The sequence below is a fragment of the Robertmurraya sp. GLU-23 genome (genome assembly GCF_052983275.1).
The window spans coordinates 91,073-114,708 of sequence record NZ_JBRKCV010000001.1 but is presented as its reverse complement, the minus strand read 5'-3'; the positions used below and the strand labels follow the sequence as shown (position 1 = coordinate 114,708).

Here is a 23,636-nt window from a genome sequence, read left to right as displayed (position 1 = left end):
TCTCCTTCGAATAGTATATGATGAAAGTGATTATTTGTGAAGTTGAAAGCTTTGTCGAAGTTGTTCTATTTCTCCTTGGTCAAAATCATACACATGAAAATCGACTTCTTGTTCTGTAAAGTTTAGAACCACATATGTCCTCTCGTTGCGCCCTCTTGGAAGCCGTAAGCTACCAGGATTTATGAACAATCGGTTACCGATCTTTTCAATTCCTAATAGATGAGAATGGCCAAAGCAAACAATCTTAGCATCCACTTCTTCTGCTTTATATTTTAAGTTCATTAATGTAGATTTTACATTATATAAATGGCCATGTGTCACTAGAAATTTCGTTCCCTTAAAATCAATAACCTCATCATCATGAAACAACGACTCGTAATCACAATTTCCCCTTACTACAACGAATTGGTCAATGGCCTCATCATTTCTTGAAAGCTCTGAATCACCACAATGAATAAATTTTTCAACATCGTTATGTCGATTCTTTAATTCATTCAATTCTTCCGTTAACCCGTGACTATCACTTACAATAAGTACCTTTGACATCAGCCTACTCTCCCTTAAACACTTCTGGTAGTAGCTTTGCTAAATTACTCAAGGCTACAGCACGATGGCTAATCTTACTTTTTTCCTCAGGTAAAAGCTCTGCCATCGCTCTATTTCTCTCTTTTACAAAAAATATAGGGTCATACCCAAAACCATGAGTCCCTCGCTTCTCATCTAAAATTACACCCTCACAGGTACCATGTACTGTGACCGTTTCTTGACCCGGGACAGCAAGTGCTAAGGCGCAATAAAAACGCGCCGTGCGCTTTGAGGGCTCAACTCCATTTAACTCGCTTAACACTTTCGTCATATTATCTTCATCGCTCTTTTGTTCCCCTGCATAACGAGCAGAGTATACACCTGGTTTCCCGTCTAGTGCATCAATAACTAGTCCTGAATCATCAGCAATAACCGCACGGTTCAATTGTTTTGAAACCGTTTCTGCCTTTATAATAGCATTTTCCTCAAAGGTCTTTCCGTTCTCTTCTATATCCTCAATCTCCTCATAATCAAGGAGAGTTTTTACTTGAAACCCGAGAGGCTCAAACATCCTTACGAATTCTTTGGCCTTTCCACTATTCTTTGTTGCTATGATAACTTCTTTCATTTCTTCGCACCTTTTTTAACCCTTGCATCCTCAATTTTCTCAACAACTGCTTCACCTAACACGCTCTTTTGTGCTTCAAAAAGCTCCGTAATTCCACTTTGAGCAATTTCCAACAAATCCTGAAGTTCATTGTAAGAGAATGTTGATTCTTCACCCGTTCCTTGGAGCTCAACAAATTCACCATTCCCTGTCATTACGACATTCATATCAACTTGTGCCGCAGAGTCTTCGATATAGTTGAGATCAAGTACAATTTCCTTGTTTTCAAGTATCCCTACACTCGTAGCTGCTAGAAAGTCAACCACTGGATACTTTGAAAGTTTTCTATCTTTATGCAATTTATTCAGAGCGTGGGCCATTGCAACAAACGCTCCTGTTATGGAAGCAGTCCTAGTGCCACCGTCTGCTTGAATGACATCACAATCAATCCATACGGTTCTTTCACCAATTGCTTCAAGATCAACGACTGCTCTTAGTGCTCTACCAATCAACCTCTGAATTTCCATTGTTCTTCCTGAAACCTTGCCTTTTGATGACTCACGTATGTTTCTTGTTTGCGTTGCCCTTGGCAGCATGGAATACTCAGCCGTAATCCATCCTTTCCCTTCTCCTCTCATAAAAGGAGGGACGCGTTCCTCTATACTAGCCGTACAAATTACCTTCGTATCACCAACAGTAATTAGCACGGACCCTTCTGGATGAATAAGATATTCAGTATCAATATGTATAGGGCGTATCTCAGATGCCTTACGACCATCAGTCCTCACAATATTTCCTCCTTTGTAAGACTACTTTATAATGTTGAAATCCAAATAAAGAAGAGGCGGATAACCGGCCTCCTCAACTTGGTCATTATATAGTATATCAAAAAACAATTTATTAAAAACTACCTGTATTCACATTTTCTGGGCGCGTCACAGGCTCGGAAAGCTTTTCTCCCTTATCATTTACAAGTTCAGCCTTTCCATTCACCGTTACAGCAATACTCTCAATTCCTTTTTGTTCTGTTAACGAAAGCACGAGTGTATTTAGAATATGATCAGAAACAATTTTCTCTTCTGAGCTATTTAAGATAGATTCGTTAAAGTTTAATGTTACTTTGCCGTCCTCTACAACCGGCTTATCTAAAAGCGAAACATCAGAAACAAACTCGCTTAACAAATTAGAAGAATAAGTTGGTCCTTTGGCAAGTTCTTCTACTACTGCTGTAATATTATCGCTTTTGTCATTACTAATACGCTTGGTAACTGGCACATAGTAGTATGAGCCCTCTTCTCCTCCTAAATAATACACAGTTAATGCTTTTGTGTTGGTAATATCGACAACTTCTGAAGTATCCATGTTAATGCCGCTATCCCTTGTTAAACCACTCTTTGATAGCGCCATACCACCCACTGGCATCTCAGTTAGTTCATGCCCGTTCATTTTTAATTTCACCTTATCAATAGAATCAAATTGAGTTAACGTCCAAGTAATGGACTGAACAATTTTCATTTCGTCTTCTGGCTTATAATTCTTAAATTCCTTTGAGAAGTTAACTGTTGCTACTTTATCCTTAATATCCACAGATACTGCCGTGTCAGCTGGGATAACGGCTGCAAACCCATTAGGTAACATTTCTGTGACTGGACCATTCTGCACAAGATACTCTACCGCCTGCTTGGCCACTGACTCCGTTTTCGGAAGATCGATTGTTTGCGGTACTACATAGCCATTTTTATCTACTAAATATAATTCAGTCATAACGCCTTTTTCCGCAACTTCTTCGCTATTCTTTTCTGAGGCTGCCGTTTCGACTACTTTCGCGGTTCCATTATCTTCTGTGTATGTGACTGTTTTTGGAGGATCGATTTGTTCCTTTTTTTCTCCTCCTAATAAACCACATCCAGATAATAAAACGGACGAAACAATGACAGCTGATACAATGGTCGTACTTTTATGCTTTGACATCCATAATCCCTCCAAGACAGTTTGTACTACATGTATACGAGCCTTTTTAAAAAATAGACCGATTACTAGAAAAAAATAAAAAAAGCCTCCCAAATGGAGACTTGCTTTAAGATAGTTTAATGGTTTCTACAGACAATTCACCTGCGTGCAGCCAGTTAGTTGCGATTCGCTGAAAAATAGGCTTTGATCCAGTCGTATAAAACTGATGCTGGGGCTCGTCCCTATTCGGCGTTAGCCACCCATTATAAAAAAGAATGGTACTTACCTCACGTGCCGTTTCCTCACCAGAGCTAATAACAGACACAGTCGGACCCATTGTTTTCTTAATAATCTTTTCAAGCAATGGATAGTGTGTGCAGCCTAAGATCAATGTATCGAGACCTTTATTTTTAATAGGCGCCAACGTCTCGGCTACCACTTTTTTCACAATTGGTCCATCCACTTCTCCACTTTCAACGAGAGGAACAAACTTCGGACAAGCAAGACTAGTAACCTTAGATTTTTTATTAATGGTTTTCAAAGCCATTTCATATGCATTACTCTTTATCGTTCCGACAGTCCCAATAACCCCAATTTGGTGGTTTTTTGTTACCTTAATAGCCGTTCTAGCACCTGGATAAATGACACCAATAACTGGGATGGAAAGTTCATTTTGAATTTCCTCTAGGGCAACTGCAGTCGCTGTGTTACATGCAATTACTAACATCTTAATTCCCTTGTTCACTAAAAAATTCGTCATTTGCCATGTGAATTTCTTTACCTCATCACCGCTCCTCGGGCCGTACGGGCATCTTGCAGTGTCTCCTACGTAGAGAATCTGCTCATTTGGCAGTTGGCGCATAATTTCCTTCGCAACAGTTAATCCGCCAACTCCAGAGTCAATAACTCCGATCGGTTGATTCAAACATCTCGCCTCATTCTTCTTTCATTTCTTGATGTAATTTCATTAAGTTGTTTTTCAGGAGAATCACTTCTTCGCTATTAAAGTTAACTAAAACCTCCTGTAAATATACCTGCCTCTTCTTTATCACTTCGTCAATAATTCGTTCTCCTTCTTCTAAAAGGTGAATACGAACCACACGGCGATCATTCGGATCCTTCACACGCAAAACCAGTTTGTTTTTTTCCATTCTGTCAACAAGGTCTGTTGTCGTGCTACACGCAAGAAACATTTTATTTGAAAGCTCACCAATTGTCATATCACCTTCTTCAAATAACCACTGAAGTGCAACAAACTGAGGTGGAGTAATGGTATAGTTACTTAAAATTTCTCTACCCTTTTGCTTGATAATTCCAGCAATATAACGCAAATCTTTTTCAATATCAGCAAAAATCTCTATCTCTTTTGTTTCTTCTACTTTCATAAATACACAGCCCCTATTTGAGAGTTCAGATCATGATTATATAATAATCATATCTAGCCTTTTAAACTATTTTCACCTTTTTCTCACTAAAATTCAAGAAGGAAGTATAGAAATGTATTTTATGAATGTATTTGGGTACAATTGTAAACCGGCTTCCAATATGAAAGCCGGTCTAGAATTATAGTTCTAGCTCTCCCATTCGAAGGAGCTCTACAACAGCTTGTGATCGCCCCTTAACACCAAGCTTTTGCATGGCATTCGAAATGTGGTTACGAACCGTTTTTTCACTTATGAAAAGTTCTCCCGCGATCTCTTTTGTTGTTTTGTCTTGTACCAACAGTTCGAACACTTCTCTTTCACGTTTGGTGAGTAACGGCTTGTGAGTATATTCATTCTCCTTCAAGTATTGTAACCCTCCTTGCCTTCGCCAGCTATGAACAGCGGGATGGGTATATATTTAGTCACCATATCTTATGTGCAACAGGCGGTTGTAGTGACTATAATTCTTGAAAGAAAGCATTTTTATTTTTATGAAAAATACTATGATAGAATTTTGTTCGATTGTCTAAATCGACCCCTTGTTTCTTCCGTCCAAGGAACTCCCTTTCCGGTACATTTACACATTTGCACCATCGTTCCTCTCCCAACAAAACATACATCCCCGTTTTGCTTTTTCCCTAAGTAATGAAGGTCAATAGATGTGTTCCCAACTGATTCGATTTTCACAAAAATATCAAGAATATCGTCAAAAAAAACCTGATTAAGAAAATCACACTGTAGATCAGCAACAATCGGAATCGTTGTACTTTCTTTCTGCACCCAATCCTGCATAATGCCAATATGTTTAAAAAATTCAATTCTCGATTCTTCAAAATATGCAAATGGAACCGTATTGTTCATATGTCCAAACATATCTGTCTCTGAAAAGCGAACTTTTATTTTGTTAGAATAGGAGAAACCTTGTTCCCAAGTAGCAAAATCGTGGATATAGCTCACCTTTTTCATAAAATCCCCCTTGTATTGGTAAAAATGAATGATTGTTCATTCTTTGATTATACAAGTGACCTTCTCTTTTGACAAATGAAAAACCCCTTTGACATACAAAGGGGCTAAAGATAAATCTTCTTATACTTGATCGCTTCCAAAGAAGTTTTTAAATGCTTGGAACGTTGTATCTCTATTTAATGCAGCAATAGATGTTGTTAAAGGAATGCCCTTTGGACAAGACTGGACACAGTTTTGTGAATTCCCACAATTCGCGAGTCCACCATCACCCATGATTGCATCCAAACGCTCTGCTTTATTCATCTCACCTGTAGGATGAGCATTAAATAATCGAACTTGAGAAAGAGGAGCAGGACCAATGAAGTTTGACTTACTGTTTACATTTGGACAAGCTTCTAAGCAAACACCGCATGTCATACATTTCGATAACTCATATGCCCATTGACGTTTTCTTTCTGGCATACGCGGACCAGGTCCAAGATCATAAGTGCCATCAATCGGAATCCAAGCTTTCACTTTCTTTAAAGAGTCGAACATACGACTGCGGTCAACCTGAAGATCACGAACAACAGGGAAAGTTCTCATTGGTTCTAAACGAATCGGTTGTTCTAACTGATCAATTAGTGCTGTACATGATTGTCTAGGCTTTCCATTAATCACCATCGAACAAGCACCACAAACTTCCTCTAAACAGTTCATATCCCAAGTGATTGGAGTAGTATGTTTTCCTTGCTTATTTACTGGGTTTCTACGAATTTCCATGAGTGCGGAAATGACATTCATATTTGGACGATAGTCTAACTCGAATTCTTCTTCGTAAGGGGCCGTGTCAGGACTATCCTGTCTTGTAATTTTAAAAACGACTGTTCTTTTTTCAGACATGTTTAGTTATCCCCTTTCTTCTTAGAGTAGTCTCTCTTTCTTGGAGCAATCAAACCAGTGTCAACCTCTTCATAATGGAAGTGTGGTGCTGATTTCGCATCCACAAATCGAGCCATGGTTGTCTTTAAGAACTCCTCATCGTTACGCTCTGGGAATTCCGGTTTATAGTGGGCACCGCGGCTCTCGTTACGGTTGTATGCACCAATTGTAATAACTCTCGCTAGCTGAAGCATGTTTTGAAGCTGACGTGTAAAAATAGCACCTTGGTTGCTCCACTTAGCTGTATCGTTAATATTAATTTTTTCATAGCGCTCTAGTAGCTCTACGATTTTTTCATCTGTTTTTAATAGTTTATCGTTGTGGCGAACTACAGTTACATTGTCTGTCATCCACTCACCCAGCTCTTTATGAAGTACATAAGCATTTTCATTACCATCTAAAGTCATGATCTTATTCCACTTTTGTTCTTCCTCTTTTACATAACGATCAAAGAGGGAAGAAGAAATAGAATCAACGTTCTTGCTTAACCCGCTAATATAATCCAACGCCTTTGGACCAGCTACCATGCCTCCATAAATAGCTGATAACAGGGAGTTCGCACCAAGACGATTTGCCCCATGCTGAGAATAATCACACTCTCCAGCAGCAAATAACCCAGGAATATTAGTCATTTGATCATAATCGACCCAAAGACCACCCATAGAATAGTGGACAGCAGGGAAGATTTTCATAGGAACTTTTCGTGGATCGTCACCCATAAATTTTTCATAGATTTCGATAATACCACCAAGCTTAATGTCTAGTTCCTTTGGATCTTTATGAGAAAGATCCAGATAAACCATGTTTTCCCCATTAATACCAAGCTTCAAATCAACACAGACGTGAAAGATTTCACGAGTGGCGATATCACGTGGAACAAGATTTCCGTAAGCTGGATACTTCTCTTCTAAGAAATACCATGGCTTTCCATCCTTATACGTCCAAACTCGTCCACCTTCTCCACGAGCGGATTCACTCATAAGTCTCAATTTATCGTCACCAGGAATCGCAGTTGGATGAATTTGTATGAACTCTCCGTTTGCATAATACACACCTTGTTGGTAGGCAATGGACGCTGCTGAGCCCGTGTTAATTACTGAGTTTGTTGACTTACCAAAGATAATCCCAGGACCACCCGTAGCCAAAATTACAGCATCTGCTGCAAATGACTTAATTTCCATTGATGTGAGATTCTGAGCAACAATTCCTCGGCAAACCCCTTCATCGTCAATAATAGACCCAAGAAATTCCCATCCTTCATATTTAGTAACTAAACCAGCTACTTCGTGGCGACGTACTTGCTCATCTAGTGCATATAGAAGTTGTTGCCCGGTTGTTGCACCAGCAAAAGCGGTACGGTGATGCTGTGTTCCACCAAAGCGACGGAAATCCAAAAGCCCTTCAGGTGTACGGTTGAACATAACGCCCATACGATCAAGCAAATGGATAATTCCTGGTGCGGCTTCTGTCATTGCTTTAACTGGTGGTTGGTTCGCTAAAAAGTCACCGCCGTATACTGTATCATCAAAGTGCTCCCATGGAGAGTCACCTTCACCTTTTGTATTTACCGCTCCGTTAATACCACCTTGGGCACAAACAGAGTGCGAACGTTTTACTGGAACTAATGAAAATAATTCGACCGGACTTCCTGCTTCCGCAACTTTAATTGTTGCCATTAAGCCAGCTAGACCGCCGCCGACTACGATCACCTTTCCTTTACCCATCGTGAGTCACTCCTTAACTAATATCAAAGTATATCCCGTTCGTTTCTATAAAAATTAGAACCTATTAAATTAAATAAATGCAAAAATAGCGCGCACACCAACTATGGAGAGGGCGATAAAAACGCCTAATGTAACATAAGTAGAAATAAGTTGAGAACGTGGTGTAACTGTAATTCCCCAACTTACAAAGAAAGACCATAGTCCATTTGCAAAGTGGAAGGTGGTTGAAAGCACACCGATGATATAGAACCAGAGCATAAATGGATTCGAAAGAATGCTTTCCATCATATTGAAGTTAACCTCTGCACCAAATGCTGCTGCAATTCTTGTTTCCCACACATGCCATGTTACGAATACTAGTGTTACTACTCCAGATATACGCTGAAGCATGAACATCCAATTGCGGAAAAACCCATAATTACTCGTATTATTCTTTGCTGTAAACGCAATATAAAGCCCGTAAATTGCGTGGAATAATAAAGGTAGAAAAATCACGAACGTTTCTAATACATATCGAAACGGCAAACTCTCCATAAAATGAGACGCTTTGTTAAATGATTCTTCCCCCCCAGTTGCAAAATGATTGACTACAAGGTGCTGCACAAGAAATAGACCAACTGGAATGACTCCAAGCAGCGAGTGTAATCTTCGATAAAAAAACTCTCGGTTTCCTGCCATGAACTTTACCCCCCTTAAAAATTAAACGGAATGACTAAAATAATATCCGTTTTTTTTACAATAATTTTTACAATTATGTGACATGTTCATTTTACTCCCAACATGAAAGAGCGTCAAGAAAACGGATACATAAAATGCTCTATATATACAAAATATTTTTAATATATTGATATCGCTATTAATGCTTATATACAAACATCTTACAGCGCTTTCTTTTATATTGATATAACAATTAATGTAAAAATTTTTTAAATCAGTTTTTTTTGTTTTCATGCGTATTTCCCCGGAAAACGTATATAATAGAATAATAGAAAGTGGGGGACATGTTTTGAGTGAATTGAAATTAGAACAACCTATTTCGGCCACAGATCCTGCACTTGTTCCAGCCTTTGGATATGAATTACTAAGAGAAGTGCTTCTTCCAGACATTCTTGGAAGAGAAACAGCTTCTATTTTATACTGGGCAGGTAAGGCTTTAGCCAGAAAGTACCCTTTGCAGTCGGTCGAAGAAATTATTACTTTTTTCCAACAGGCAGGTTGGGGCACACTACAAATTAAATCTGAAAAAAAGAATGAGCTTGAGTTTGAATTATCGAGTGACTTAATCAAAAATCGCTTTAAAGAGCATCCAGACTGTCAATTCCAATTGGAAGCAGGATTCTTGGCTCAACAAATGGAAGAACAAAAACAGGTAATTACTGAAACGTATGAACACCCGAAGAAAAAGCTCGCTACGGTTTCCTTCACTGTACGTTGGGATAGAAAAGATTCTATTGAATAGTACTTAAAAAGCTTTCATATTTTTATGAAAGCTTTTTAGTTTGTCTCATTTTTTAACTTACCGCACTGCTTCTATGCTTTAACAGATTTTCCAGACAACTCAAATGCTTCATGAAGTGCTTCAACTGCTTTCAGCATCTGTGCTTCCTCTATCACTGTAGAAACCTTAATTTCAGAGGTACTTACCATCTTTACCTGAATCCCCCCTGCGGCTAGCACTTCAAACATTTCTGCTGCAACCCCAGGATTGGAAATCATCCCTGAACCAACAATCGATACTTTTGCAAGGTTTGGTTCTGCTTCTATACTTGCATATTTCAAGGAATCTTTATTAGCTTGTAGAACAGCCATAGTTTCTTCTAAATCTGTGCTCTTAATAGAAAAAGATAAGTTTGTCGTTGATTCATTCGTCATACTTTGAATAATAATATCCACGTTCAAATGATTTTTTGCTAAGATGGTGAAGATCGTTGACAGATTTGTTAATCCATTTGGAAGGCCTAAAACACTTACTCTCGTAATTTCATCTTCAAAAGCAACACCTCTTACAACTAAACTTTGTTCCATTGATACTTCCTCCTCAATTATCGTTCCATTTTCTCGCTCCATACTTGACCGCACTTCAAGTGGGACCGCATAATTTTTTGCATATTCAACGGCTCTTGGATGTAACACTCCCGCACCTAAGTTAGCTAACTCTAACATTTCATCATAAGAAACAGACTTAAGCTTTCTTGCCTCTTTCACATAACGTGGATCTGTTGTAAATACACCTGTTACATCGGTATAAATATCGCATTTATCAGCTTTTAATGCGGCTGCTAATGCCACTGCTGTTGTATCCGATCCACCTCGACCAAGAGTTGACACCGCCCCATCAATCGCGATTCCTTGAAAGCCGGCTACGACTACTATTTTCCCTTTATGTAGCTCAGTTTGAATTTTAGTTGTATTAATGTGTAAAATCCTAGCATTTCCATGAACTGCCTCTGTTTCAATTCCTGCTTGCCAACCAGTAAAGGATATTGCTTCATAGCCTTTTTCTATTAACACCATCGACAATAATGCGATCGTGACTTGCTCACCTGTCGTGAGAAGCATATCCATTTCACGTTTGCTTGGACGGCTTGAGATTTGATTTGCTAGACCCACTAATTCGTCTGTTGCTTTCCCCATTGCAGACACAACGACTACTACGTCGTTCCCTCGCATCTTTTCTTCAATTACTCGATCGGCTACATGCTTAATACGATCAACATTTCCTACCGATGTACCACCAAACTTTTGGACAACCAATCCCATATTTACCCCTACTTTCTTTTCATCTCTTTCATGTGCCTTTTTTGAAAATACAAAAAAAGCCATGAGAGATATCTCATGGCTGCGTGAATGAACGTACAAAAATACGGACTTATACACAGTGAGATAGCTCTCCAAGACATACTGTCTTGACAATCCAGTATTTATTCAATACAGGACCAGCAGATACGGCAATTCAGAGACCTATCCACTTCGGCGAACATCCCCTTTCACAGCTTCTCATCGAATCTCAGTATTCTCAAAGCTGTTACTATTGGTGCTCGCACCTCTACCTTCACTTAACGATTAAGTGATTAATATAAAATTTTCCTAATTATAGCACAGCCTCCTAGTGACGACAATGCTATTCTTGTAATTTTTTCATTAACAGATCTACTGTATTTTGTGGAAGTCCAATAGATAAAAAGTCCTCTTTGTGTGCTTCCTTCATTTTTTTTACCGACCCAAAGGCTTTTAATAATTGTTTCTTCCTTTTCTCACCGATTCCCGGTACATCATCCAAAATCGACTGAAACACATTTTTCCCTCGAAGTTGCCTGTGAAACGTGATGGCAAAACGATGCACTTCGTCTTGAATTCTTTGAAGCAAATAAAATTCCTGGCTATTCCGTTCAAGCGGCACGACCGTTAATGGCTTCCCGTATAAAAGCTGTGAGGTTCTATGTTTATCATCTTTAACGAGCCCAGTTATCGGAATATCTAAACCAAGTTCATTTTCCAAAATATCTCTTACCGCTTCTACATGTCCTTTTCCACCATCTATCATAATTAGATCAGGAAGTGGGAGGTTTTCTTTAAGCACACGAGAATATCTGCGTCTTGTGACTTCCCTCATCGATTCATAATCATCAGGACCCTCAACAGACTTAATTTTGTATTTTCGATACTCTCTTTTTGCTGATTTCCCATCAATAAATACAACCATTGCCGATACTGGGTCTGTTCCTTGGATATTTGAGTTATCAAAAGCTTCAATTCGGTGAGGAGTATAAATTCCCAGTTGCTCTCCAAGTTGCTCGACTGCTTTAATCGTTCTCTCTTCATCTCGCTCCACGAGAGAGAATTTTTCTTTTAGAGCAATGCTTGCATTTTTTGTAGCTAACTCAACTAGGTCTTTCTTCTGTCCACGTTTCGGCTGCAATACCTTTGTTTGTAGAAGTTGTCCCGCTAATTCTAGATCTACTTCATCCCGTAAAAGTATCTCTTTTGGTTTAAAATGACTGGATTGATCGTAGAATTGACCTAAGAACGTTAAAAATTCTTCTTCTGCTTCTCCATAAATAGGGAACATGGAAATGTCTCTCTCAATGAGCTTGCCTTGGCGAACAAAAAATACTTGAACACACATCCACCCTTTATCAACCGAATAGCCGAACACATCTCGGTCAGTAAAATCAGTCGTTGTCATTTTTTGTTTTTCCATTGTTGCTTCTATATGGGCTATTTTATCGCGGAAATCCTTTGCTCTTTCGAAATCAAGCTCTTCTGCAGCAGCTTGCATCTTAAGTGTAAGGTCCTTTTTAATGTCCTTATAACCACCATTTAAAAACTTTGTAATTTCTTCTACAAGTTCTTTGTAGGTCGATTCTTTTACTTCCTTTACACAAGGAGCCAAACATTGTCCAAGATGATAATATAAGCATACTCTATCAGGCAATGTTGAGCATTTTCTCAAAGGATAGATTCGATCCAAAAGCTTTTTTGTTTCGTTCGCAGCAGACACATTCGGGTATGGACCAAAATATTTCCCTTTGTCCTTTTTGACCTTACGAGTTGTAATCAGGCGTGGATGCCTTTCTGCAGTTAACTTAATAAAAGGATATGTTTTATCGTCCTTTAACATCACATTGTACTTAGGATCATGTTTCTTTATTAAATTTAACTCGAGAATTAGTGCTTCAATATTGGACGATGTAACGATATATTCAAAATCCTCAATTTCAGAAACGAGCCTTTGCGTTTTTCCATCGTGAGATCCAGTAAAGTACGACCTGACACGATTTTTTAATACTTTCGCTTTACCAACATATATAATTGTCCCTTGCCGATCCTTCATCAAATAACATCCAGGCTGATCAGGTAATAAAGCAAGTTTATTTTTTATCATCTCATTCAAAAGGTACACCTCCAACTACAAAACACTCTGATTTTATTATAAAGTTTTTTTGAGGGGATATATAGTAGGAGCCCACTGGAAAAGAAAAAACCACTCAGGATCGAGTGGTTTACACATTTTATAGATGAGAGTTTAAGCGCTCTTCTAAAGCTTCCTTCGGTTGGAAGCCGACAACTTTATCAATTACTTCGCCATCTTTCATGATAAGAAGTGTTGGGATGCTCATAACTCCAAACTTTGCTGCAGTTTCTTGGTTTTCGTCAACATCGATTTTAACGATTTTGACTTTGTCTCCCATTTCTGAATCAAGCTCTTGAAGAACAGGAGCAATCATCTTACATGGACCACACCATGGAGCCCAAAAATCTGCAAGCACTAGGCCTGAACCAGTTTCTGTTGAAAAGTTTTGATCTGTTGCATTTGAAATAGCCATTTTCATGCCTCCTTAAGTATTGCTTCGAGAAATATGTCTCGATTGCCTTTTAGTAGTAAAATACTAACGTCAGTATATCACCGTTTTTCAGTCGATGCTAATAATATGTCTTGCAGCTGTTTTCTTATGTAATTTGCCCATTTTATGAAACGATATTCTCTTGTCGAAACAGCATGAAAAAGGAAAGAGCGGCTCTTATAAACCGCTCATTGCCCGTTACGCATTGATTTTCATTTTTTTAAATTCCTCTGTTAAAAGTGGTACCACTTCAAACAGATCTCCGACAATTCCATAGTCAGCCACTTTAAAAATATTTGCTTCTGGGTCTTTATTAATAGCCACAATGACCTTTGAGTTAGACATTCCAGCTAAATGCTGAATCGCTCCAGAAATTCCGCAAGCAATATAAAGGTCCGGTGTCACAACTTTTCCTGTTTGACCAATTTGTAAGGAGTAATCACAGTACTCTGCGTCACATGCACCCCTTGAAGCTCCAACTGCTCCTCCAAGTACGGTAGCCAGTTCTTTTAAAGGCTCAAAGCCTTCTTCGCTCTTCACACCACGTCCACCCGCAATAACAACCTTTGCTTCTGATAAATCTACACCCTCACTAGCTTTTCGTACAACCTCTTTAATAATTGTACGTAAACCTTTTATATCGACAGCTAATGAATTGACTTCTCCTGAAAGTGATTCATCCTTTTGAAGTGCAGCAATGTTATTCGGTCGGATGGTTGCAAAAATAACTCCATCCGTCACAATCTTCTTTTCAAAAGCTTTACCAGAGTAGATTGGTCTAGTAAATACAACATTTCCACCAGCTACTTCAATAGCTGTTGCATCTGAGATTAATCCAGAATTCAGTTTCCCAGCAATTCTTGGAGATAGGTCCTTCCCTAATGCCGTATGTCCAAACACAAGTCCCTCTGGCTTTTCTTCTTCAATCACGGCCAATAATGCTTGTGAAAAACCATCAGATGTATATTGAGCAAGATCGGCATGTTCAACCACTACCACACGGCTAGCTCCATGCTGAATTAACTCCTGTCCTAAAGCGCTTACACTTTCTCCAATTAAAACACCAACCACTTCTCCACCTTCGGCAATTGTCTTACCCGCAGACAATGCTTCAAAAGACACATTACGTAATGCTCCGTCTCTAACTTCCCCTAAAACCAACACTTTTCTAGCCATCAAGTTCCCCTCCTGCAAAAATTTAATTCCGCTCGTATGAAAAGAATGATTACACTACCTTTGCTTCTGTATGAAGTAGAGTTACAAGCTCTTTAACTTGATCGTTCAAGTCACCCGTTAACACTTTACCAGCTTCTTTTTTAGGTGGTAGATAAATTTCAATTGTCTTCGTCTTAGCCTCAACATCGTCTTCTTCAAGGTCAAGATCGTCTAATTCTAACTGTTCTAACGGTTTTTTCTTCGCCTTCATAATTCCAGGTAAAGAAGGATATCTTGGTTCATTTAATCCTTGTTGTGCCGTTACTAATAGGGGAAGACTGGTCTCAATGACTTCTGAATCGCCTTCAACATCGCGAACTACCGTCGCTTTTGTCCCCTGTATGTCAAGATTAGTAATAGTTGTTACATAAGGGATTTCAAGTAATTCTGCCACACGTGGGCCGACCTGACCTGAACCTCCATCAATAGCTACATTCCCTGCGATAATTAAATCAACTTCTTGATCTTTTAAGTATTGGGCAATGATTTTGGCTGTTGTATACTGGTCAGAAGCTTCAACATCATCTTCAATATTTACAAGTACCGCTTTATCTGCTCCCATTGCTAAAGCTGTCCGAAGCTGTTTCTCCGATTCTTCACTACCAACAGATATAACTGTTACTTCACCACCATGTGCATCACGAACTTGAATGGCTTCTTCAACTGCATATTCATCATACGGATTGATGATAAATTCGGCACCGTCCTCATTAATTCTTCCTCCAGCAATCGTTATTTTCTCCTCCGTATCAAACGTTCTCTTTAACAAAACATAAATATTCATAAGTTCCCCTCCTATATATCTAAACATTTAATTGGTTCTAAAAATTAAGAAAATTTATTTGAAAAATGAAGCCCACTTAGCAACTGCTGTGAGTTTATTGTCATTCCCCTGTAAACTTTGGCTCTCTTTTCTCGAGAAACGCCGATATTCCTTCCTGCCCGTCTTTAGAAAGAAACACTTTTTCAAATAGCTCAACTTCTTTTTTAACCCCTGAGTAAAACTCATTTGTTTTTCCATAATTAAGGAGTTCAATCGCAGCGCTAAGTGCTATAGGACTTTTCTTAGCAATCTTTTTGGCGATTTTGTATGATTTCTCTAATAGCTCTTCCTCAGCGAAGGCATGATTTGCTAGTCCGCATTGAACCGCTTCCACTCCCGTAATCGGATCACTTGTAAATAACATTTCTGCTGCTTTAGCTGTTCCAACGTATTTTGGCAATCGTTGCGAACCTGCAAAACCAGGTACTAATCCAAGTTGAAGTTCCGGTAATCCCAGCTTTGTATTCTCTGTAACTAATCGAAAGTGACAGGCCATTGCCAGCTCAAGTCCTCCGCCTAAAGCAGCCCCATGGATTACCGCAATAATTGGTTTTGGATAACGCTCCATTCGTTCAAACAAATCTTGACCAAGAGTGGAGAGATTGCCAAAATCCTCCCCGGTTGAAATAGTTGTAAACTCTTTAATATCTGCCCCTGCTGAGAAAAATCTTCCCTCACCACGCAATACAATGACTCGGATATCTTGATGAAATTCGATTTCATCAAGAATATCCGATAGTTCTTTTAACACCTGAGATGATAACGCATTTGCTGGAGGACGTTCAATTTTAATTGTTGCAATGAACTCTTCATGAGACCAATGCAAAAAACCCATAAGTTCTCCCCCTCATTCATATAATAATGATTATCTCTTTCCACACCCATTAATTAAAAGTTTTTGGATCGGTTCTGCAAGTGCTGTTAAATCATACTTTTGTTCATTCATGACCCAGGTTGTCACTGTTTCATCCATTGTTCCAAAGATCATCTGTCTTGCCAGGCGAATTTCGAGATCTTCTGAAAATTCACCAGAATCTCTTCCCTCAATAAGTATATTGTCAACAACATGTAAATAACCTTTTAGTACTTCATTAATTTTTAAGCGAAGGTCTTTATTCGATTGTCGCAATTCTAGCTGTGTGACAATCGCTAAATGACGATCCTTTGATAGCATTTGGAAATGCATTTCAATCATAAGTAATAATTTTTCTGCTGCACTTTTCTTTCCCTCAAGCTTTTCCTCAATCTTTTCTATAAAAGCCCCCATTTTTTCTTGGAAAAGAGAAATGAGGATATCTTCTTTGTTTTTAAAATACAAATAAATGGTGCCATCAGCAACGCCTGCTTGTTTGGCAATTTTAGAAACTTGAGCTTGGTGATACCCATTCTCTGCTATCACAATGACAGCCGCATCAATAATCTGTCGATACTTTGGTTTGTCTTTCTTCAAAATCATTCCCCTCCTTTCAAGAAGGTTATGGCATTTATGAATGAATCATCATTCATAAATTTATAATAGTTTGTAAACGACATTCTGTCAAGAATTTCATATATATTTGCACTACTATCATGCCATAACTAAATGGACTGTACAAGCCTGCTTTCGCAAAAATAAACAGCCGACGAATCGGCTATGGAGAGTTAAGCCTGTTTCTGTTGATCGTCATCTCTTTTCTTTTTCTCTTCTTCAACTAATGCCCTTCTCAAAATTTTCCCCACTGCTGTTTTTGGAAGTTCTGGCCGAAATTCATACATTCTAGGAACCTTATAGGCGGCAAGATGTTTTCTCGCAAAAGCATTCAGCTCTTCCTCAGTAGTAGTAGCACTTTCCTTTAAAACAATATATGCCTTTACTGTCTCCCCCCGATATGGGTCTGGAACTCCAGCAACAACAACTTCTTGCACACTAGGATGCTCATACATGACTTCTTCTATTTCTCTTGGATATATATTAAATCCGCCCGCGATAATCATGTCCTTTTTACGGTCAACAACAAAGAAATAGCCTTCTTCATTCATATACCCTAAATCTCCTGTAAGAAGCCAGCCATCTCTTAACACCTGTTCGGTCTCTTCAGGCTTGTTCCAGTATCCCTTCATGACTTGTGGTCCCTTTACAGCAATTTCACCTATTTCACCAGGTGGTAAGGCCTCTCCAGTTTCAAAGGATAATATAACCGCATCTGTATCTGGCCAGGGCACCCCAATACTTCCTTTTATTCTCGGACGGTCCCATAAAAAATTTGAATGAGTCACTGGAGAAGATTCTGTCAACCCATAGCCTTCCACTAACTTTCCACCCGTTATTTCCTCAAATTTCTCCTGTACCTCTACTGGAAGAGGAGCGGAGCCTGAGATACATGAATCGATGGAAGAAAGGTCATATTTAGAAAGGTCTGGGTGATTTAACAAACCGATATAGATGGTCGGAGCTCCTGGAAATAAAGTTGGCCGTTGTTTCTCGATCGTCTTTAATGTTTGTTCCGGATCAAACTTTGGAAGCAATACCATTTTTTGTCCTTGCATGACGGAAAGAATCATGACAGCAGTCATGCCATACACATGGAAAAATGGAATAATGGCTAGGATGATTTCTTCTCCTCGTCTGCATTTGTATAACCAAGCGTTACTCATCGCTGCATTCGAAACAAGGTTCCTATGGGTAAGCATGACTCCCTTTGGAGCTCCGGTCGTTCCACCGGTGTATTGAATAATCGCAAGGTCCTCGTCAAAATCGACTAAAAAGCTTTTTAGTTCTTGATTGGACTGCTTAATAATTTCTGTTAATAAGTGATGACATCCTTCATGCTTAACAGACACGGTAATTCCATATTGTTTCTTTTGGATAAATGGATAAATGAGATTTTTTGGGAAGGGTAAGTAATCCTTGATAGCGGTTACAATAATGTGTTCCAACTTAGTTTGTGAGAATACTTTGCTAACACGTGGAAATAAAATATCTAATGTGACAATGGCTTTTGCCCCAGAATCCTTCATTTGATATTCAATTTCTCTTTCTGTGTACAATGGGTTTGTCGGTACCACAACACCTCCAGCTAATAAAATTCCGTAATAGGAAATAACAGCTTGAGGGCAATTTGGGAGCATGATTGCAACTCGGTCACCTTTTTCTAACCCGAGCTTTTGTAAATATGAAGCTAACTTGCTGGCATGTTCATGTAACGTTTCATAGCTCATTTCCTTGCCCATAAAATGAATTGCCGGTTTATTCGGAAACTCCTTTGCTGCGTTCGTTAAATAGGTTTGAACAGGTTCTGACTTGTACGTTAAGGTAGCCGGTATTTCCTCTGGGTAATTAGCGAGCCACGGCCTATGTTCACTCATTCTCCATCCCTCCTATAAAGAAACTGTATAGAAATTTCTGATTACTCACTCTAATTATAATATAGTGAATTATATGTGACAATTTAAATTCTCCTACAATATGTTTATGGACGTACAAAGTTGTCCTACAACAAAAAAATCGCCTCTAAGGCGATTTTAAAAGATCAGATAAAAAATTCCTATAAACACAAAGATTCCACAAAGGATGAGAAGGATTTTTGCTAGCTTTTCCATTTACGTACTCCTTTAAGATATACCTGCCCCAATTACATACGATATTCCAACGGATATAACCATTGAAATTAACCCAACAGCTCGGTTGTCATTCTGAATTTCTTCATCAATTTTAAATTTTGGTGTTAAAAACTCAAAAATAAAATAAGCTACCAGTAGTAAAAAGAAACCAAATACTCCCCAACCAATCATGGTTATGAGAGAGTCATGCTGCTCAATTGAATGCCTAAAAATATTGGCAATTCCAAAGATTTTACCACCGGTCGCCATAGCAACGGCAACATTCCCATTTTGAATTTCTTCCCAATTTCGATATTTCGTTACAAGTTCAAAGATGGCTAGAAACAAGATCATACATAAAATAACGACACTGCAATATGCGGCTATATGAACATATTCATTCTCCCAGAAACCGTTCAACTTCCTCTTCCTCCTACTTACTTGAACTCAACGACTGTTACACCAGAACCGCCTTCACCAGCCTCACCAAAGCGAATTTTTTTCACAGAACGATGATTTTTCAAGTACTCTTGTACACCCTGCCTTAATGCTCCTGTGCCCTTTCCATGAATGATCGACACTCTTGGATAATTAGATAATAAAGCATCATCGATGTATTTTTCTACTCTTAACAGAGCATCCTCATAGCGTTCCCCTCGGAGATCTAGCTCTATAGAAACGTTTGAATCTCTTCCCTGTATCGTTGTCACATGTTTTTGTACCTTAGGTTTTTCCGATTGGATAAACTCCAAATCCTTTTCTTGGACCTTCATTTTCAGAATACCTATTTGAACTTGCCACTCATTGTCAGATACCTTTTCAACTAAATGTCCCTTTTGGTCAAATGTTAATACCTTTACTTCATCACCAACATGGAATTTATGTTTCTGTTTTCGTGACTCATTGTTCAATGATTTCTCAGAAACAGGTACTGCTTCATTTAGTCTCTTTTTGGCATCAATTAATTCATGTTCTTTGATATCCGCTTTTTTCTCGATTCGCATTCGACGGAGCTCACGAATAACTTCTTCCGCTTCTTGTTTCGCCTTTTCAATAATTGCTTGCGCCTCACGCTCGGCTTTTTCACGTAATATGTCTTTTTCCTTATAATACGTAACAATCTCTTCTTGAAGGTCCTTATGAAGCTTTTCAGCCTGCCTTAATGTGTCATGTGCCTCTTCTAACTCATTTTCAGCTTGTTTTTTGCTTGCCTCAAGCGCTGCAATCATTTGATCGACTTCGTTACTCTCCGAGCTAACATGTGATCGTGCCATATCAATGACTTTTTCTTTTAACCCAAGGCGTTTGGAAATTTCAAACGCATTGCTTCGACCTGGAACCCCAATTAGAAGCTTATACGTTGGACTTAATGTTTCAATATCAAACTCAACACTTGCGTTTATTACCCCTTCCCGGTTATAACCATATGCCTTTAATTCCGGATAATGGGTTGTCGCAACCACTCTTGCCCCTGTTTTATAGACAGAGTCTAATATGGAAATAGCAAGCGCAGCTCCTTCTTGTGGATCTGTACCTGCACCTAGCTCGTCAAATAAAACCAGACTATCAAAGCTTACATCATTTAATATGTCTACGATATTTACCATATGAGAAGAAAAAGTACTTAGACTTTGCTCGATCGACTGTTCATCACCAATATCTGCGAACACTTGACCAAAGACAGCCATTTCTGATCCATCAAGGGCAGGTATTTGTAGCCCAGCCTGAGCCATTAAAGTACATAAACCGACGGTCTTTAGTGTAACCGTCTTTCCCCCTGTATTAGGTCCAGTTATAACGATTGTGGAATAAGTCTTACCGAGTAAAATATCATTTGGAACCACTTCATCCATGGCAATCAAGGGATGTCTTGCTTTAAACAAGGAGATGATTCCTTCGTTATTCATTTTTGGTTTAGATCCCTTTATTCTTTTACTATACCTTGCTTTCGCAAACATAAAGTCTAGGTCTGTTAATACCCCTACAATTGTACTTAACTCATTCTCAAACATTCCAACTTTTCCGGACAATTCAACCAAAATACGTTCTATTTCCTGCTTTTCCTTGACACGAATATCTTGCACATCGTTGTTTAATTGCACGATTGTTTGCGGTTCGATGAACAGGGTTTGACCTGAGGAACTTTGATCGTGAATAATTCCTCCATAATGTCCTCGATATTCTTGTTTAACAGGTATAACAAACCGGTCATTTCGAATCGTGATAATTGCGTCTGAAAGCATTTTAGCCGCATTGGAAGACCGAATCATTGATTCAAGTCTTTCGCGAACCCTTGCTTCTTTTGTTCGAAGCTGACTTCTAAGCGATCGTAACGTTTCACTAGCGGTATCAAGTACTTCACCACTCTCATCGATTGCCATTCGAATGGGCTCTTCTAGTTCTGCGAGCACAATGATGTTACTTGCATATTCATCTAAAATAGGAATCTCTATTCCTTGTTCAACCATATCTTCTATAAAGCGACGCATCATCCTGCTCGCATGGATTGTACTAGCTACTTGTACAAGTTCAAGTGGACTTAGTACTCCACCGATTGCGGAGCGTCTTATTTGCATTCTAATATCATAAATTCCTGTGAGAGGTACATGGCCTTTTAATCGAAGAACCTTTGCTGCTTCATCCGTTTCTTCCTGGCTACGCACCACCTCCTCGAAATCAGTCGAAGGAACAAGCGCCTTTACTTTGTCTTTTCCTAAGCTTGAAGAAGCATGTTCAAATAACTGCTCTTTGACTTTTGTAAATTCCAATACCTTTAAAACTCTTTCTTGCATGGAGTGTGCCTCCTATTTTCAAAATAAGGTCTATCTTCTCTCTTCTTTTCGCCTTTTTAGTAGTTCAAGAAATTCTTCCTTAGCCAAAGAATTGATAACGGATTGTTTTTGAACCCATCCTTTTTTCGCTGCAGATACTCCCGTGTCCATATGAGCTAATGTTTCAACCATATGAGCATCAGTATTTATTAATAGCTTTACACCTGCTTCTTGGGCCATTCGTACATGCTCTGAGGAGAGGTCAAGTCGATTTGGATTCGCATTCAATTCTAGCCAAGTATTTGTTTCTTTTGCTAATTCAATCAATTGCTCAATATCTACTGAATATCCATCGCGCTTTCCAATCTTTCTCCCCGTCGGATGTGCAATCATATGTACATGTTTATTTCTCAAAGCTGTTTGAAGACGGTTCATTATCTTATCCTGTGGCTGTGAAAAAGAGGAATGAATAGATGCAATAACAAAATCCATTTGTTCTAGAACTTCATCTTCATAGTCAAGGGAGCCATCAGGTAAAATATCCATCTCAACACCAGCTAAAATCGTAATATCATCATATTTACGATTTAATTGATCAATTTCTTGACGTTGTTTTCGCAAGCGCTCGACCGTTAGACCATTGGCCACTTTTAAATATTGTGAGTGGTCAGTAATGGCAATATATTCATATCCTTTTGCACGACAAGCTTCTACCATTTGCTCAATAGAATGTGATCCATCGCTCCATGTCGAGTGCATATGTAGATCCCCTTTTATATGGTCAAGAGCAATAATCTCAAGCTCTTCTTTATAATGTTCCACTTCAGTCCCATCCTCACGCATTTCGGGTGGAATAAAAGGCAAACCAAAGTGAGCAAAAAACTCCTTTTCACTATCAAACGTTACAATTTCCCCGGTTTCGATATGTTCCACACCGTATTCGCTTATTTTTTCACCACGTTCCTTGGCTAATTGACGCATCCTTACGTTATGATCCTTTGAGCCCGTGAAATGGTGTAAAGTCGTGGTAAATTCCTCATCCTTTACCAGACGAAAATCAATCGAAACGTCAAACTCCAATTCAAGGATAACAGAAACCTTTGTATCTCCTTTGGAGACAACTTCTTTTATTTGCTCCATCGAGAGCAGCTGCTCCTTCACTAATTGAGGATCAACCGTTGAGATAATGAAGTCTAAATCCTTAATCGTTTCCTTCATTCTTCTTATACTACCTGCTCTTGAAAAGCGAATCACTCCTTCCATTTCGGAAAGAGTCAGCTCAATCTTTCGTGCAACTGGTAGCATATAGGCAAGAGGTAATCGATCTGGCTTGGAACCAAAATCGTTGATTGATTGAAGAATTTTCTCCTCTGTCTTCCCTCCAAATCCAGTAAGTTCTCTCACCTTTTTGTCCACGCATGCCTGCTTTAACTCGTGTACATTCGTTATTGATAGTTCTTTGTATAGCTTGGCAATCTTTTTCCCGCCAAGGCCAGGTAGTTGTAGAAGGGGGATTAATCCCTTTGGTACTTCATCCTGAAGTTCTTTTAGTACAGAGGATTGACCCTCTTGGATAAATTCTGTAATAACAGCAGCTGTCCCCTTGCCAATACCTGAAATGGTCGTAAAATCATTGATCTGTGATAAATCCTGCTCATTTATTTCAAGGCTATTTGCAGCTTTCCTAAAAGCAGACACTTTAAAAGTATTTTCACCTTTTAATTCCATATAGGTAGCGATCGTCTCAAGTAAACGAATCACTTCTTTTTTTTGTATTGCCACACTA

23 protein-coding genes and 1 riboswitch are annotated in these 23,636 nt (G+C 38.9%); of the genes, 1 reads left to right on the top strand and 22 read right to left on the bottom strand.

All coding sequences use genetic code 11. The features are described 5' to 3' along the window. Positions 1–30 precede the first annotated feature (30 nt). The 11 genes from ACVBAX_RS00560 to ACVBAX_RS00510 form a co-directional block, all read right to left on the bottom strand. Complete coding sequence (locus ACVBAX_RS00560; protein ID WP_447115500.1) at positions 31–546, bottom strand: metallophosphoesterase; 516 nt, start codon at positions 544–546, stop codon at positions 31–33. 4 nt (positions 547–550) lie between these two features. Continuing rightward, complete coding sequence (locus ACVBAX_RS00555) at positions 551–1,153, bottom strand: XTP/dITP diphosphatase (protein WP_447115499.1); 603 nt, start codon at positions 1,151–1,153, stop codon at positions 551–553. Beyond that, positions 1,150–1,920: a ribonuclease PH gene (gene rph, locus ACVBAX_RS00550; RefSeq protein WP_430774698.1), complete on the bottom strand. Its 771-nt coding sequence runs from the start codon at positions 1,918–1,920 to the stop codon at positions 1,150–1,152. Before rph ends, ACVBAX_RS00555 begins: the two co-directional genes overlap by 4 nt. A gap of 112 nt (positions 1,921–2,032) precedes the next feature. Continuing rightward, positions 2,033–3,103 (bottom strand): GerMN domain-containing protein, encoded by a 1,071-nt coding sequence (locus ACVBAX_RS00545; RefSeq protein WP_430774697.1) that lies wholly within the window; start codon positions 3,101–3,103, stop codon positions 2,033–2,035. A 106-nt stretch (positions 3,104–3,209) separates the two neighbouring features. After that, entirely contained in the window at positions 3,210–4,007 is a 798-nt protein-coding gene (gene racE / locus ACVBAX_RS00540) for a glutamate racemase (protein WP_447115498.1), read from the bottom strand. A gap of 10 nt (positions 4,008–4,017) precedes the next feature. After that, positions 4,018–4,467, bottom strand: coding sequence for a MarR family winged helix-turn-helix transcriptional regulator (locus ACVBAX_RS00535; protein ID WP_430774695.1), 450 nt, complete (start codon positions 4,465–4,467; stop codon positions 4,018–4,020). A gap of 178 nt (positions 4,468–4,645) precedes the next feature. Further along, entirely contained in the window at positions 4,646–4,870 is a 225-nt protein-coding gene (gene gerE / locus ACVBAX_RS00530) for a spore germination transcription factor GerE (protein ID WP_009796032.1), read from the bottom strand. A gap of 137 nt (positions 4,871–5,007) precedes the next feature. Then, positions 5,008–5,472, bottom strand: coding sequence for an acyl-CoA thioesterase (locus tag ACVBAX_RS00525; RefSeq protein WP_447115497.1), 465 nt, complete (start codon positions 5,470–5,472; stop codon positions 5,008–5,010). A gap of 120 nt (positions 5,473–5,592) precedes the next feature. After that, entirely contained in the window at positions 5,593–6,354 is a 762-nt protein-coding gene (gene sdhB, locus ACVBAX_RS00520) for a succinate dehydrogenase iron-sulfur subunit (protein WP_119709318.1), read from the bottom strand. A gap of 2 nt (positions 6,355–6,356) precedes the next feature. Beyond that, entirely contained in the window at positions 6,357–8,117 is a 1,761-nt protein-coding gene (sdhA, locus tag ACVBAX_RS00515) for a succinate dehydrogenase flavoprotein subunit (RefSeq protein WP_430774692.1), read from the bottom strand. A gap of 69 nt (positions 8,118–8,186) precedes the next feature. Then, a complete protein-coding gene (locus ACVBAX_RS00510) occupies positions 8,187–8,795 on the bottom strand; it encodes a succinate dehydrogenase cytochrome b558 subunit (RefSeq protein WP_447115496.1) in 609 nt (202 codons plus the stop codon). A 328-nt stretch (positions 8,796–9,123) separates the two neighbouring features. Here ACVBAX_RS00510 and ACVBAX_RS00505 point away from each other — a divergent pair, with 328 nt between their 5' ends. Beyond that, entirely contained in the window at positions 9,124–9,576 is a 453-nt protein-coding gene (locus ACVBAX_RS00505) for a YslB family protein (protein ID WP_430774690.1), read from the top strand. Between the two features lie 71 nt (positions 9,577–9,647). Here ACVBAX_RS00505 and ACVBAX_RS00500 read toward each other — a convergent pair whose 3' ends face one another. The 11 genes from ACVBAX_RS00500 to polX form a co-directional block, all read right to left on the bottom strand. After that, positions 9,648–10,877, bottom strand: a complete 1,230-nt coding sequence (locus ACVBAX_RS00500) for an aspartate kinase (RefSeq protein ID WP_430774945.1) — start codon at positions 10,875–10,877, stop codon at positions 9,648–9,650. A 116-nt stretch (positions 10,878–10,993) separates the two neighbouring features. Next, a riboswitch (Lysine riboswitch) is annotated at positions 10,994–11,174 on the bottom strand. A 64-nt stretch (positions 11,175–11,238) separates the two neighbouring features. After that, complete coding sequence (gene uvrC / locus ACVBAX_RS00495) at positions 11,239–13,011, bottom strand: excinuclease ABC subunit UvrC (RefSeq protein ID WP_447115495.1); 1,773 nt, start codon at positions 13,009–13,011, stop codon at positions 11,239–11,241. A 118-nt stretch (positions 13,012–13,129) separates the two neighbouring features. Beyond that, positions 13,130–13,444 carry a thioredoxin gene (trxA, locus tag ACVBAX_RS00490; RefSeq protein ID WP_430774689.1) on the bottom strand — a complete coding sequence of 105 codons (315 nt, stop codon included), beginning with the start codon at positions 13,442–13,444 and terminating at the stop codon, positions 13,130–13,132. A 216-nt stretch (positions 13,445–13,660) separates the two neighbouring features. Next, the gene (locus tag ACVBAX_RS00485; protein ID WP_447115494.1) at positions 13,661–14,638 is read right to left on the bottom strand and encodes an electron transfer flavoprotein subunit alpha/FixB family protein; all 978 of its coding nucleotides are present in this window, start codon (positions 14,636–14,638) and stop codon (positions 13,661–13,663) included. A gap of 49 nt (positions 14,639–14,687) precedes the next feature. Further along, complete coding sequence (locus ACVBAX_RS00480) at positions 14,688–15,461, bottom strand: electron transfer flavoprotein subunit beta/FixA family protein (RefSeq protein ID WP_447115493.1); 774 nt, start codon at positions 15,459–15,461, stop codon at positions 14,688–14,690. Between the two features lie 100 nt (positions 15,462–15,561). Continuing rightward, complete coding sequence (locus tag ACVBAX_RS00475; RefSeq protein ID WP_447115492.1) at positions 15,562–16,335, bottom strand: enoyl-CoA hydratase; 774 nt, start codon at positions 16,333–16,335, stop codon at positions 15,562–15,564. Between the two features lie 30 nt (positions 16,336–16,365). Next, positions 16,366–16,950 carry a TetR/AcrR family transcriptional regulator gene (locus tag ACVBAX_RS00470; RefSeq protein WP_447115491.1) on the bottom strand — a complete coding sequence of 195 codons (585 nt, stop codon included), beginning with the start codon at positions 16,948–16,950 and terminating at the stop codon, positions 16,366–16,368. A 191-nt stretch (positions 16,951–17,141) separates the two neighbouring features. Beyond that, positions 17,142–18,845, bottom strand: coding sequence for a long-chain-fatty-acid--CoA ligase (locus tag ACVBAX_RS00465; protein WP_447115490.1), 1,704 nt, complete (start codon positions 18,843–18,845; stop codon positions 17,142–17,144). A 246-nt stretch (positions 18,846–19,091) separates the two neighbouring features. Beyond that, positions 19,092–19,499 (bottom strand): DUF350 domain-containing protein, encoded by a 408-nt coding sequence (locus ACVBAX_RS00460; protein ID WP_447115489.1) that lies wholly within the window; start codon positions 19,497–19,499, stop codon positions 19,092–19,094. A 17-nt stretch (positions 19,500–19,516) separates the two neighbouring features. Next, positions 19,517–21,871, bottom strand: a complete 2,355-nt coding sequence (locus ACVBAX_RS00455; protein WP_447115488.1) for an endonuclease MutS2 — start codon at positions 21,869–21,871, stop codon at positions 19,517–19,519. A 30-nt stretch (positions 21,872–21,901) separates the two neighbouring features. Then, positions 21,902–23,632, bottom strand: a complete 1,731-nt coding sequence (gene polX, locus ACVBAX_RS00450) for a DNA polymerase/3'-5' exonuclease PolX (RefSeq protein WP_447115487.1) — start codon at positions 23,630–23,632, stop codon at positions 21,902–21,904. Positions 23,633–23,636 lie beyond the last annotated feature (4 nt).